Origin of the sequence: Microbacterium aurum, assembly GCF_016907815.1 — a bacterium.
In the GTDB taxonomy this organism is placed as follows: domain Bacteria; phylum Actinomycetota; class Actinomycetes; order Actinomycetales; family Microbacteriaceae; genus Microbacterium; species Microbacterium aurum.
This window is the reverse complement of sequence record NZ_JAFBCQ010000001.1, coordinates 1666406-1678572: the sequence shown is the minus strand read 5'-3', so window position 1 is coordinate 1678572 and position 12167 is coordinate 1666406. Positions and strand designations below refer to the sequence as shown.

The following is a 12167-nucleotide window of genomic DNA, read 5'->3' as shown; positions in this document are numbered from 1 at the left end:
TCCAATCATGACACATTCTTTGCTTCGCGTCGGTATCGTTGGGGGCGGCTTCATGGGCCGTCGCCACGCTGAGACGCTTTCGCGTTCGACTGACTTCGCTCTTGTCGGAGTCGCTGATCCCTACTCGCGTGAGCTGGCCGACGCGGTGGGAGTGCCAGCTTTTAAGACCCATGAGGCGATGATGGACGCGGGGCTGGATGCCGTGATTATCGCGAATCCAAACGATGCCCATGTGCGGACGACCATCGATGCACACGAGCGCGGAATCGCCGCCCTGGTGGAAAAACCACTCTCGACCTCGTCGCCGGCGATGGCGCCGCTCCTCGCGATTGAGAATGTGGGTGCTCCGGTCTTGGTCGGGCACCACCGTCGTCATCATCCATCTGTGGCGGTTGCGAAGAAGCTCCTGACCGACGGTGCCATCGGAGACGTGCTGACCATCAATGGAATGTGGACGGCTCGAAAGGCCGACTCCTACTTCGCCCCTGACTGGCGACGCGCGCCGGGCTCAGGCGTGGTCCTCATCAATGCAGTGCATGATCTCGATCTGTTCCGCACACTCTTCGGCGAGTTCCGCTCGGTCAGCGCGCAGTATTCGTCGCGGACTCGCGGTCTGGCGGTTCCCGATACCGCGACTGTGACCTTCGAGACAGAGTCCGGCGCGCTGGGTACCTACATCTGCTCGGATGCCGCGGTGTCTCCCTGGACATGGGATCAGGCAACCGAGGATGAAGACGCCTTCCCCTTCAGACCTGGTGCCGCGTGCTACTTCGCTGCGGGGACGCATGGGTCGCTGACATTCCCGACTCTGGAAGTGCACCGCCATCCTGGAGTCGAAGACTGGAACCATTCGTTGTCGGCCGAGTATGTCGCCGTGTCTCGCGGCGACTCCTATACGCGGCAGCTTGCCCACTTCGCACAGGTCGCGCGCGGTGAGGTTCCGCCCGCTGTGCTCATCTCCGATGTCGCCCGGACAATGCGGCTCATGGACGCCGTTCAGGAGTCGGCAGCAACCGGACTCACGGTCCAGGTCGCTGCCACACCCGCCTAGACGAACATCGGCCCTCCCCGCCGTGGCGGGGAGGGCCGATGTGTTGTTTCAGGCGAACTGCGGCCGTCGCTTCTCAATGAACGACGTGATGCCCTCCCGACCCTCGGGCTCGAAGAGGGTGTGGTCGATGAGGGATGTCAGCGCGTCGCGCACGACGGGAATGCACTCGTTGATGAGGGTGCGATTGGCGAACGCCTTGCTCGCTGCCACCGCCTCCGGTGCGTTGCCTGCGATGGATGTCGCAACCTCGAGCGCCCTCTCGAGCAGCTGGTCGTCCGGGACCACTGTCGTTACGAGTCCGGCCTCGTGAGCAGTGCGCGCGTCGATGGGCTCGGAGGTCAGCGTGAGGTACTGGGACATCCGGCGTCCACCGCCGTGGCTTGCGGAGCCGAGGTAGACGGTGGCCCACAGTCCGATCTTGGTCTCCGGCAGCTGGAACCGGCAGGACTCCCCCGCGATGACAACGTCACAGAACTGCAGAAGCTCCAGCCCCGCGCCGAGCGCCATCCCGTGGGCCGCCGCCACAATGGGCAGGCGGCTGGAAGCGAGCGCGGCCAGCGCTGGGACCATCAGATCGAGGAAGTACGCGCGCGCGTCCCCCTTCCCCGCGAAGCGGCTGGTCTCCTTGATGTCGTTGCCCGCGCAGAAGGCTCGACCTTCCGCGGAGAGCAAGATGGCTCGGACACCGGGGTCATCTTCCGCCACGCGCAGTTCGGTGAGCAGCGCCGTCCACTGTGCGGTGTTCAACGCATTGAGGCTGTCGGGGCGGTCGAGGATGAAGTGCCGGACAGGTCCGCGGGTTTCGATTTTCATTTGTCATCGCTTTCGAAGTAGGTGGCTGGCATGAGGCGAGTGTCATGGGCGGTCACGGGGAAGCCACAGTGCGCGGCAACATCTCGCTCGAAGTCGACTCCGGGCGCAAGCTCCACGAGTTCGAGACCGTTGTCTCCGAGAGCGAAGACAGCCCTCTCCGTCACGATGTGAACTTCCTGTCCGCGCGCTCTGGCCTGAGTGCCTGAGAAGGTGATCTGCTCGACATGGTCGACAAACTTCGCGGTGCGGCCCTCCTGGTCGATGGAGATCTGGCCGTCGGTGAATGAAGGCCGAAGCCCACCCGCTGTGAACGAGCCACAGAAGACGACACGACGAGCGTTCTGAGTGATGTCGATGAACCCACCAGCACCCATGATCTCGCCGTTGTAGAGGGAGACGTTGACGTTGCCCTCTTGGTCCGCCTGCGCGAACCCGAGGAAGGCGATGTCGAGCAGCCCACCCTGATAGAGGTCGATGATGTTGGGCATCGTGAGCAACGAGTCGAAGTTCATCGAGGCGCCGAACGTCATGCCAAGCGAGGTCACTCCACCAACGACGCCGTGTTCATTGGTCATTGTGATCTGGTCGAGCATCTTCCGCTCCTGCAGGACCGACGCAACCCCGTCGGGGACACCGACTCCGAGGTTGACGACGTCACCTGGGCGCACCTCAGCGGCTGCCCGTCGCGCAATCACCTTCCGCCAGGAGAAAGGCATGGGTGCGAACGCTTCCTCTGGCAGACGCTCGTTGCCGGCGAGCACATCGTTCTGCTCGGAGACATACGTTTGCCATTGCTCCGGGTACTCCACGAGTGCGTCAACGAGCATGGCCGGAATGCGTGCCCTACGCGGGTGAAAGCGCTCGTCCAGGATCGATTTGACCTGCAGGTACGCGCGCCCCGTGCCCTCGCCTCGACCGCGGCGCACCGCCATGCACGTCTCCAACGTGTCCAGGTAGGACGGCTCGTTGTCGTAGGCGATGTTGCCCGCCTCGTCCGCGTAGCTGCCTCGGACGAATGCGAAGTCCAGCGGAATCGACCGATAGAAGAGATACTCCTCCCCGTCGATCTCCGTCACCTCGACGAGCTCCGCCGTGGAGATTTCGTTCAGCCCGGGTCCACCCAGGCGGGGATCGACGAAAGTGCCGAGGCCGGTCTTGGTGAGGAGTCCCGGCCGGCCGGCAGCCGTGTCGCGGAACAACTGGCTGAGAACGCCGAGAGGGACGTTGTACGCCTCCAGTTGGTTCTCGCGGATCATCTCGCCGATGTGGGTGCTGTTTCCCATGTGGCCGCCGATGATGCGCTTGATGAGACCGGGCTGCGCCAGGTAGCTCATACCGCGGGAAATCTTGTCACCCAGGCCCATGCTGTGAACGATGGTGAGATCGCGCGGATGGCCCTCGGCTCGATATCGCTCGCCGAGCGCCATGATGAGCGCGTCAGGCTCGAGCACGCCCCCACCGGACCCTGCGATGGCGACCGTCGCACCGTCTGTTATCTCCGCGACGGCCTCTTGCGGAGTCAGACGGCGAGGGCCGACGCCCACGGATCCGGACGGTGTCGGTTGAACGAGAGTCATTGCATCTCCCTTGAATGCTGGACAGGCGTCGACCACACTAGCATTATTGGAACTGCATTCCGGACTAGAAAGAAGTTTGTTTTTGGAGAATCGTTTGGCTCCTAGAGCGATGGGAATCGAGTACCTCACGTTCGTCGGCATGCCGCCTGAGGAGTTCATCTTGCTGGCGGCGGAGGCCGGATACGGCGCGCTCGGCCTCCGGCTGCATGGGGCAGATCCTGACGAGACCGTCCCCGACCTCAGGGTGGGACGTCCGCGTCATCGGGAGGTGGCCTCCCGGTTGGAGGACACCGGACTTGCGGTCCTCGACATCGAAGTGTTCGCGGTAAAGGCGGCCACGGATGTGACGAAGTGGGAGCCCCTCCTCGAGTCGGGGGCAGCACTCGGGGCGCAGTTCGTCAACGTTGTTGCGGACGATCCAGATCTGGCCCGATTGACCGCCTCACTTCACACTCTTGCGGACATCTGTCGGCCGCTCGGGCTGACCCCCGCGCTTGAGCCGATGGCCTGGAAGACTGTGAGCAGGCTGTCCGTTGCGAGCAAGATCGCGGGAGAAGCGGGAATACGCGTCCAGCTGGACACCCTTCACCTCCACCGTGCCGGCGACACGGTCGACGACGTCCGCGCCCTCGACCCATCCATCTGGTCATACGTGCAGTGGAGCGATGCCCCAGCTATCGCCCCGAGCGACATTCCGCTGGAGTTGCGCTCGGAGGGCCGTTCAGCTCGGCTTGCGCCCGGCATGGGGGGCTTGCCGTTGCAAGAGCTCAGGAACGCGCTTCCCGCCCATCTACTGTGGGCGACAGAAGTCCCGTCGGCATCCAATCGCGCGCGGGTTGGCGATCTGCAGCATGCGCGGGATGTTCGTGAGGCAACCGAGGCGCTGTTCCGATGACGTCGATCCACGCGGACGCTCTGCTCTTCGACATGGATGGCACTCTCGTCGACTCCACGGAGCTAGTCGAGTCGATCTGGCGAGCCTTCGCCAGCCGGAACGGTCTGGATTTCGCGGAGGTAATCGAGTTCGCCCATGGGCGACCGACATCAGCGACCGTCCGTCGGTTCTCAGACGATGATGCGCACTTCGCTATCGAGATGACCCGCATCACGGACGAAGAGATCGCCGGGTCCGACGCCGTCCGAGAGGTTCCGGGTGCAGCGGACTTCATCGGCAGCATTGGGCGCGACCGGCTCGCGGTCGTCACGTCCGCCAGTCGACAGATCGCCGTCCAGCGTCTGGTTGCGACCGGCATCGCCGTACCCGACGTCCTCATCACCGCTGACGACGTAGCTCAAGGCAAGCCTTCACCGGAGGGCTATCGGGCGGCTCTTCGTCAGCTGAGCGCGGCCGCGTCAGAGTCGGTTGTGTTCGAGGACGCTGAAGCGGGACTGCTCGCAGGTATAGCCAGCGGGGCGCGCACGGTGGTCGTCGGGGACTACGCCAGCGACTCGACTGCAGGCCTTCTCCGGATACCGGACTTTCTCAATCTCGAAGCGCAGATGCTCCGACGAAAGGTGGTCATCACATGGCTGTGAACAAGACCGGCGGAAGCTCCGCCCCCGTGGCGGTGGTGACCGGGGGAACTCGTGGCATTGGGTTGGCCATTGCCGAAGCACTCGTCGCGGAGGGCATGCAAGTGGTCACCGTCGGGACCAGCGAACCCACGACTCGTCCCGCGAACATGACGTTCCATCGGTGCGACATCAGTGCTGAGGACGAGGTGACCGCGCTGGCGGCAGCTGTCGAGCACCAGTACGGCAGCGTGGATGTTCTGGTCAACAACGCGTCCGTGTCGGCTCGTGCCGCGCTCGCTGAGACGACGCTCGAAGACTGGACGCGTGTGCTCAGCGTCAACCTCACGGGGACCTTCCTCATGTGCCGAGCATTCGCCGGCCTGCTCAATGAGGGAGGTTCGATTGTGAACGTCGCCAGCCAGGCCGGGAAGCGTGGGGAGTCGCACATCCTCGCCTACGCGACATCGAAGGCGGGCCAGCTCGGGTTGACGAAGAGTCTTGCCCGTGAACTCGCTCCGCGCATCCGGGTGAACGCGGTGTGCCCGGCCGTTGTCGAAACTGACTTGATGTTGCAGCACTATGCGGCGTTGGCCGACCTGCGGCGGGTCGATGAGGAGGCTATCCGGGCTGAATACCTCGCCCCAATCCCGCTCGCGCGCCCGCAGTCCGCCGAGGCCATCGCGCAGGCGGTGGTGTTTCTATCGAGCGACCGCGCGTCTGAAATCACGGGCCAATGTTTGAGCGTCGACGGCGGGTTGGTGATGGAGTGAGTGTGCGACGGACAGCGCTTCTGGGCGGCGGAATCAGCTATTCGTTGAGCCCGGCGCTGCACGAACGGGCCGCGAAGCGGGCGAACATCGATGTGTCATACGTGCTGCTCGACGCGGAGGTGGAGAACCTGACCGGCGTCGACATGCTCCAGTACGCTGCCGACATGCGCCTGGTCGGGGCGAACGTCACCCAGCCGTTCAAAGAAGTCGCCTTCCACTCGGTTGACGACCTCGACCCCGTGGCAGAGGCCGTTGGAGCCGTCAACACCATCGTGTACGGCCCGAACGGGACGCAGGGGTTCAACACCGACGTCGACGGCTTCGGCGCGGAGCTTGACGACGGCATCGGCGATATCGCGGGCGGACGAGTAGTTCAGTTCGGGGCGGGCGGCGCGGGTGCCGCGGCCGCGTTCGCCACCCTCGAACGCGACGTCGAGCAACTGTGGATCATCGATCTCGACCTCTCCAAAGCGGCCCGCTTGGCCGAGCGTATGTCCCGGGCTTTTCCCGCTATGCAGATTCGCTCCGGAGACCGTGACCAGGTCGCCGAGGCGATGAAAGCCGCAACGGGTGTCATCAACGCGAGCACCATGGGTGCTGCCGCTCACCCGGGCACGCCCCTCCCCCCTGAGCACCTCCGAGAGGGGATGTGGGTGGCCGACGTCCTGTACGCGCCGGCTGAGACCGCTCTGCTCCGGGACGCGCGTGTTCGCGGCGCAACCACCGTAAACGGCGGTCGCATGCTGGTACACCAGGCCGCGTGTTCGTTCCAACTCTTCCACCACGTCCAGCCCGACATTAGTGCCATGTGGGCTGACTTCCAGAGCCTGATTGCAGAACGACGATGAGATCCTCAATCGCCACCGTCTGCCTTGCCGGCACGCTCGAGGAGAAGATCGAGGCCTGCGCGCACGCGGGGTTCGACGGTATCGAGATCATGGACATGGATGTGATCTCGAGCCGACTCTCACCTCGCGCCATCGGCGAGCTTGTTCGCTCGTTCGGTCTCACGGTCGAGCTGTTCCAGCCCATCCGTGACGTCGAAGGGGTCCAGCCATCCGCGTTCGCCGCGAACGCCCGCAGATTTGCCCGCAAGGTGGATCTGGCCGCCGAACTCGGTGCGCCCGGAGTACTGCTGTGCTCCAACGTGGGGACAGCAACGGAGCAGGATGACGCGCTCATCGCCGACCAACTCCACCAGCTTGGTGGCATCGCTGCCGCGTCGGGGCTCTGGGTTGCCTACGAGGCATTGGCGTGGGGCAAGTACGTCGCGACGTACGACCACGCGTGGCGCTTGGCGGCAGCAGCTGACCACTCAGCGGTCGGCACCTGCCTCGATAGCTTCCACATCCTGTCCATCGGCGACGACCTGTCTGAAATCGACACCCTCCCCGCCGACAGACTCTTCTTCTGCCAGATCGCAGACGCTCGAGGACTGTCTCTGGACCCTCTCACGCGCAGTCGACACCATCGACTTTTCCCAGGCCAAGGGGTGTTCGACTTGGCAGGTTTCGTACGGGCCGTGCAGACGGTCGGATACAGTGGCCCGCTATCGCTCGAAGTGTTCAACGACGTCTTCCGGCAGTCGGATACACGAACGACCGCGGTAGACGGCCTCCGCTCGCTCCGCTATCTCGAACGACTGACAAGCAGCACACAGCACCAAGCCACCGCAGCGAAATCGGTGGACGCCGTCTCGCTTACCTCAGCGCACCCGGCCATGGTGGAATCGCTGCTCGCGCTGACAGGGTTCACACGCTCCGCGCTCTCCCACGAGCACGAAAGCGTGTGGTTGCAAGCGGACGCGCAAGTAGTGGTGACTGAGGCGAGCGCAGACCGAGAACTGCCCATGGTAGGGGGCATGGCACTACGCGTCCCCGACGTCGCGGCCGCCATCGCGTCCGCTGAGGATCAACTTGGCCCCACGCGAACAGACGGTCCTGTGACCGAAGTCATAGCCCCGGATCGCACACGAATTCGATTCGTTTCATCGTCGACGGCCGGCGGTCAACCGAAAACGCCGGGCACTCTTGCGCCTATCGGCGTGGTGGCAATCGACCACATCTCGCTAGCTCAACCGTGGGACCGATTCGATGAAGGAGTGCTGTTCTACCGTGCCGTTGCCGGGCTCCGACCGCTCGTACCGGTGGACATCGCAGACCCCCGAGGTCTCATTCTGAGCCAGGCCCTAGAGAACGACGATGGGTCTGTGCGGCTCGTCCTGACGGTGGATCCGTCCGGCCTTCGACCCGAGAACAACCATGTCCCGCCCACGCATCTGGGGCTCCGTGTGACAGACATCTTTCACGCTGCGGAGGCGATGGCGGAGCGCGGTGTCGGAATGCTCCGGATTCCTGACAACTACTATGACGACCTTGCCGCTCGGTTCGAGTTGACCGATGTAGAACTCGAGCGACTCCGACGATCCAACGTCCTCTACGACGAAGACTCCTCGGGCGGCCGGTATTGGCAGTTGTACACACGCGCGTACGGGGACCTGTTCCTCGAACTTCTGCAAAGGGATGGCGGATACAGCGGCTACGGCGCGAGCAACGCCCCGGTTCGCCGGGCCGCCCAGCAGTCAACTTGGACGAGTGCTGACACAAGGAGAAGATGAGATGACAGATAAAGCGGTCGTAGTCACCCGCGATGGTGGTCGAGTGACGTTGGGCCTCAACCGGCCGTCAAGACGCAATGCCCTCAATGCGGAGTCGTGGTCGAGCATCTTGGACGAACTCCGCAGGGCGGAGGCGGACACGAACTCGCGCGTCGTGGTTATCCGTTCTGATGGTCCAGTGTTCTGTGCGGGGAACGACATCAAGGAGGCAGAAGTGTTCCCTACGCCCTCCGACGCGAAACGATACTTCCAGGACACCACGGTGCCCACTTTGGAAGCAATGGCGCGCAGCCCCTTGCCGATCATCGCAGAGGTCCACGGCGCGGCCCTCGGAAGTGGTGTCGAACTCCTTCAGTTCTGCGACATCGTCATCGCCGTCGACTCTGCGACCTTTCAACTCCCAGAAGCCCGACTCGGGCTGTGGGCGACGGTATTCGTCGGGTCGACGCAAAGTCTGGGCGTCCGGCGAGCCGCGCTAGAGCTGTCCCTCACCACCGAGCCTTACACCGCCCAGAGAGCCTTCCAATCTGGACTAAATACGCGCGTCGTTCCCGACCACGGCCTGCGGCAAGAGGTCGGCCTAGTGGTAGCCGGGCTGATGACGAAGGGCCGGGACGCGGTCGCCAAGAGCAAGCGCTACGCCAACCGTTCACTGATACGTGAAGGACTCGTCGCGGTGCGCGATGCGCTTGAGGAACACTGCGAAGTATCGATCTTCAGCGCTGACGGAATCGAAGGGGTCAGCGCGTTCATTGAGAAGAGGGCGCCAGTCTTCTCCTAGAGCTTCGACCGCCCTCATGTCATGGCGCGGGAGGTTTCTTCGACTCCGTGCTGCGGTACTTCAAGTGGGCACCGCCGTTCAACCCGAGACGAGTCCGCGCCTCCACTTCGCCAGCGATGAACGCCCTGCCGAAGTGGTAGATCTCGACGTAGAGGCCGAACATCAAAGCAAAGAGCGCCATCAAAGGAGCAAGCAGCCCGATGAAGAGCAGTGTCGGCCGCCACCATGTCAGATCACTCCACGCGAGTACCTCTTCGCCCTCCGGCGACGTGATGTACTGACCGGCCAGCAGGATGCTGAGCGGCCCTACCACCACGATGGTGATGGCCCAAAACACCTCTTGAGCTATCGCGGGCATCCTCTCCCTCGTCGCCACCAGAGAGATTAGGGCCTTCTCCTCCTCGTCGCGTGCGACGGTGTACGCCGTCGAGTTCTTCGCTAGGGACTCACGGATATTCCGCCACCGGTCGTACCTGCTCCCCGCGTTTGAGCGCTGGTAGATCTGGAACACGCTCCACGCGGCGGCACACAGGGCGCCGATGGCGACAAGAATCGACGCGGCCGCTGCGAAGTCCATGGCCTGACAGTAGGGGTCAGCGCCCCCGGCGTACAGAGGTGGGGGGCCGGACGCCGGCGACCGGGCCATCCACCACGCATAGTGGAATCATGACTTCGCCGGATGCCCCGAACGAGCTCGCTGCGTTCCTGGACGCTGTCGGCCAGACGATGTACTCGCCCGAGCACCTGACCGTGATGGCCCTCGCCGGCCCGCCGTCGGAGTCCTTCGAGGAAGAACGCGACGGTGCCGCCTGGCAGTACCAGGTGTCTGAACGCTCAGGCGTCACGCTGCAGTTCCGCGAGCAGGTGCTCGTCGCGGCCCTCATCCGCCTGGTCGCCGACGACGAGGATGCCGCCTATCCCGCGCTGGGCGCGCTGGTGCCAGGGCTCACCCTCCCCGCGAGCCGAGCCGACATCCGCGCGCACTACGGCGCCACACGCCACGAGGACCCCGACATGGACCTCTACCTCGTCGGCGACCACTATCTCCGCTTCGACTTCGTCGACGGCCAGAGCGTCGCGCTCACCGTCATCCTGCTCGGCGCCACCGCGTAGACACGGCCGTCACGCATAGACGATGCGTGACCACGACTTTCGACATCTCCTACGAATCCATAACCTATGCGCGCCCCTAGATCACGTTGCACGGCTACAGGTACTCGCCGACGGCGGAGTACCCGTTGACAAGCCACCGCGCCGGACGCCGTTCCCGGTCCTGTTGCATCCGCCAACTGAGGAACTGACCGTCTCGATAACTCGCGTCCACTGCTGTGTCGCGAAAACGACCGTTAGCGGGACAACCGCGGCGCGACGCGGATAGGTTTTCATGTCCGCTAGCCGCGTGTGTCAATACTCAGTCCCACAATCAACGTCCCGACAGGTGACAGGTGCGACGACTATCGGTACAGTCCCCCGTCGGGCGAGGTAATCGGCTACGCGCAGGCTTCGGCCAGCTACCGAAACACGCAACTGCAGCTCGATGCGATGCGTGATGCAGGTTGCTCCTGAATCTTCGTGGAGACCGTCTCGGCTACCTCCGACCGCCAGGAGAACGCCCACATGCTCGACCTCCTGCCGCTGGTGACACCGTCGTCGTGTGGCGTCAGGACCGCGTGGGAAGATCCCTCCGCGACCTGCTCGGCAGGACAGGGCGTGGTTCCGCGGCCATAGTCACCGGCTGTCGCCACGCTTGGTCTCAACATCGCGGTCGATTTCTCAGCTAGCCGAACGCATCTCAGCTTAGTGAGCAGATAGCAGGCGCTTCGAGTCCCGACACTAGCGCGCCAGCCCGCGTACCCGGTCCTCATAGCGCTTCCGCCGCTTCGCACGCACCTTTGCGAGGCCGGATCGTAGGGCAGACGTGCGTGCATTCTCAGAGACGGCCGTGGCGTCGTGTCTCGTAGTCTTACCCGCGAGAACTGCATCACAGAACTCGTCACCGCAGTAGGAGCACCAGACGCTTCGTAGAACTCGACCCTCCTGCGCGTCATCGGGCACATGCTCGATGGTCACGTTCTCCCAGAGTTCGGCGACTTCGCCGACGTCATCACCGGCGTGACCGCACGACGCAACGAAGTAGTCGTTGTTCTCGATCTCCACCCACACATCGCCTGTGACGATGAGCTCGCCGGCTTCGGCAGCCTGTGCGGCCTTCACCGCATAGTTGACGGGCTTGCCCGACCAGATCGGCTCTTGCTCGGCCGGGTTCCGAGGGGTACCGATGCGCTTGGCGAGTACACGCCCGCTGGCTACGCCAACCTTGTACCCGGTGGCCGGCGCATAGGGCCATTTCGCCTCGATCTTTGCGGTCAGGTGCTCGCTGAATGTCTTGACCGTGATGGCCGCACACATGGCGCGCTCGTATCGCCGCTCGCCCCAGAACAGGCCGAACGCTCCATCGCCTTGAATCTGAATGAAGTCCGCGCCGAAGTGATGAAGGACGCGCACGGCGTTGTCCGTCGAGGCCTCGTAGATGCTTGCGGTCGAAGCTGCGTGCTTGCCGGTACTCATCTTCGATGAGCCCTTGAGATCCACTGCCACCGCAACGACGTCGTCGAGCTTGTGCCATTCCCTTTTGTTTATCGGGAGTTTGTCGACATCGAATGTGTCAGCCGACTTCTCGACCACGTCGGGCGTCGACTTCAGTTCCTCGTCGATGTCATCACGGATCTCTTCGAGCAACTCGCTCAGACTCTTTGCCATGGTTCCTCCCCAGGAAACTCGTTCGGTGCCTGTACACATCGTGCCCGCGGCCTCGGACATCTCCCGCGCTAGGCATCCCCCCAACGCGGGTACAGCGGACGTAACAACGCGTCCTCAAGCCGTGCGACCGTCCGCAGGTCCGGCCAAGCGTCGCCGGTCAGCACTCGACGCACGGTGGCCTCATCGAGTCCCGCCGACGATGCGACGGAGCGCACGCTTCGGTTTCCTATCGCGTCCCGCAGCGCGTTCGCGAACACACGGGCGGTCTCTGCTGCCGAATCGG

12 protein-coding genes are annotated in these 12167 nt (G+C 63.8%); 8 read left to right on the top strand and 4 right to left on the bottom strand.

The window, feature by feature from the left end; all coding sequences use genetic code 11:
* The first annotated feature begins 7 nt into the window (after positions 1-7).
* On the top strand, positions 8-1051 hold the full coding sequence (locus JOD60_RS08430; protein WP_076690219.1) for a Gfo/Idh/MocA family protein: 1044 nt from the start codon (positions 8-10) through the stop codon (positions 1049-1051).
* Positions 1052-1099: 48 nt separating this feature from the next.
* Here the strand turns inward: JOD60_RS08430 and JOD60_RS08425 are convergent, their stop codons facing one another.
* Together JOD60_RS08425 and JOD60_RS08420 are read right to left on the bottom strand one after the other, a co-directional pair.
* Positions 1100-1864 carry an enoyl-CoA hydratase/isomerase family protein gene (locus JOD60_RS08425; protein ID WP_076690218.1) on the bottom strand — a complete coding sequence of 255 codons (765 nt, stop codon included), beginning with the start codon at positions 1862-1864 and terminating at the stop codon, positions 1100-1102.
* Positions 1861-3441, bottom strand: a complete 1581-nt coding sequence (locus JOD60_RS08420; protein WP_076690217.1) for an acyl CoA:acetate/3-ketoacid CoA transferase — start codon at positions 3439-3441, stop codon at positions 1861-1863. The genes JOD60_RS08425 and JOD60_RS08420 overlap by 4 nt, the downstream gene beginning before the upstream one ends.
* Before the next feature lie 109 nt (positions 3442-3550).
* Between JOD60_RS08420 and JOD60_RS08415 the strand changes: the two genes are divergently transcribed.
* The 6 genes from JOD60_RS08415 to JOD60_RS08390 are packed head-to-tail and all read left to right on the top strand — an operon-like array spanning position 3551 to position 9124.
* Positions 3551-4336: a sugar phosphate isomerase/epimerase family protein gene (locus JOD60_RS08415; protein ID WP_076690216.1), complete on the top strand. Its 786-nt coding sequence runs from the start codon at positions 3551-3553 to the stop codon at positions 4334-4336.
* Positions 4333-4977: an HAD-IA family hydrolase gene (locus tag JOD60_RS08410; RefSeq protein WP_076690215.1), complete on the top strand. Its 645-nt coding sequence runs from the start codon at positions 4333-4335 to the stop codon at positions 4975-4977. Before JOD60_RS08415 ends, JOD60_RS08410 begins: the two co-directional genes overlap by 4 nt.
* On the top strand, positions 4968-5726 hold the full coding sequence (locus tag JOD60_RS08405; protein WP_076690214.1) for an SDR family NAD(P)-dependent oxidoreductase: 759 nt from the start codon (positions 4968-4970) through the stop codon (positions 5724-5726). Before JOD60_RS08410 ends, JOD60_RS08405 begins: the two co-directional genes overlap by 10 nt.
* Positions 5690-6574, top strand: coding sequence for a shikimate dehydrogenase (locus JOD60_RS08400; RefSeq protein WP_076690213.1), 885 nt, complete (start codon positions 5690-5692; stop codon positions 6572-6574). The genes JOD60_RS08405 and JOD60_RS08400 overlap by 37 nt, the downstream gene beginning before the upstream one ends.
* Positions 6571-8343, top strand: coding sequence for a sugar phosphate isomerase/epimerase and 4-hydroxyphenylpyruvate domain-containing protein (locus JOD60_RS08395; RefSeq protein ID WP_076690212.1), 1773 nt, complete (start codon positions 6571-6573; stop codon positions 8341-8343). The genes JOD60_RS08400 and JOD60_RS08395 overlap by 4 nt, the downstream gene beginning before the upstream one ends.
* A 1-nt stretch (position 8344) precedes the next feature.
* Positions 8345-9124: an enoyl-CoA hydratase/isomerase family protein gene (locus JOD60_RS08390; RefSeq protein WP_076690211.1), complete on the top strand. Its 780-nt coding sequence runs from the start codon at positions 8345-8347 to the stop codon at positions 9122-9124.
* Between the two features lie 19 nt (positions 9125-9143).
* Here JOD60_RS08390 and JOD60_RS08385 read toward each other — a convergent pair whose 3' ends face one another.
* Positions 9144-9701 (bottom strand): hypothetical protein, encoded by a 558-nt coding sequence (locus JOD60_RS08385; RefSeq protein ID WP_157127906.1) that lies wholly within the window; start codon positions 9699-9701, stop codon positions 9144-9146.
* Positions 9702-9790: 89 nt separating this feature from the next.
* Between JOD60_RS08385 and JOD60_RS08380 the strand changes: the two genes are divergently transcribed.
* Complete coding sequence (locus JOD60_RS08380; RefSeq protein ID WP_076690209.1) at positions 9791-10237, top strand: hypothetical protein; 447 nt, start codon at positions 9791-9793, stop codon at positions 10235-10237.
* Positions 10238-10957: 720 nt separating this feature from the next.
* On the opposite strand, the gene JOD60_RS08375 is transcribed toward JOD60_RS08380, so the two are convergent.
* The gene (locus JOD60_RS08375) at positions 10958-11884 is read right to left on the bottom strand and encodes a hypothetical protein (protein ID WP_076690208.1); all 927 of its coding nucleotides are present in this window, start codon (positions 11882-11884) and stop codon (positions 10958-10960) included.
* Positions 11885-12167: the final 283 nt, after the last annotated feature.

What these genes read in the sequence shown, in the direction of transcription:
- JOD60_RS08430 (WP_076690219.1), top strand. Translation starts at nt 8, where the DNA reads ATGACACATTCTTTGCTTCGCGTCGGTATCGTTGGGGGCGGCTTCATG.
- JOD60_RS08425 (WP_076690218.1), bottom strand. Translation starts at nt 1,864, where the DNA reads ATGAAAATCGAAACCCGCGGACCTGTCCGGCACTTCATCCTCGACCGC.
- JOD60_RS08420 (WP_076690217.1), bottom strand. Translation starts at nt 3,441, where the DNA reads ATGACTCTCGTTCAACCGACACCGTCCGGATCCGTGGGCGTCGGCCCT.
- JOD60_RS08415 (WP_076690216.1), top strand. Translation starts at nt 3,551, where the DNA reads ATGGGAATCGAGTACCTCACGTTCGTCGGCATGCCGCCTGAGGAGTTC.
- JOD60_RS08410 (WP_076690215.1), top strand. Translation starts at nt 4,333, where the DNA reads ATGACGTCGATCCACGCGGACGCTCTGCTCTTCGACATGGATGGCACT.
- JOD60_RS08405 (WP_076690214.1), top strand. Translation starts at nt 4,968, where the DNA reads ATGGCTGTGAACAAGACCGGCGGAAGCTCCGCCCCCGTGGCGGTGGTG.
- JOD60_RS08400 (WP_076690213.1), top strand. Translation starts at nt 5,690, where the DNA reads ATGTTTGAGCGTCGACGGCGGGTTGGTGATGGAGTGAGTGTGCGACGG.
- JOD60_RS08395 (WP_076690212.1), top strand. Translation starts at nt 6,571, where the DNA reads ATGAGATCCTCAATCGCCACCGTCTGCCTTGCCGGCACGCTCGAGGAG.
- JOD60_RS08390 (WP_076690211.1), top strand. Translation starts at nt 8,345, where the DNA reads ATGACAGATAAAGCGGTCGTAGTCACCCGCGATGGTGGTCGAGTGACG.
- JOD60_RS08385 (WP_157127906.1), bottom strand. Translation starts at nt 9,701, where the DNA reads ATGGACTTCGCAGCGGCCGCGTCGATTCTTGTCGCCATCGGCGCCCTG.
- JOD60_RS08380 (WP_076690209.1), top strand. Translation starts at nt 9,791, where the DNA reads ATGACTTCGCCGGATGCCCCGAACGAGCTCGCTGCGTTCCTGGACGCT.
- JOD60_RS08375 (WP_076690208.1), bottom strand. Translation starts at nt 11,884, where the DNA reads ATGGCAAAGAGTCTGAGCGAGTTGCTCGAAGAGATCCGTGATGACATC.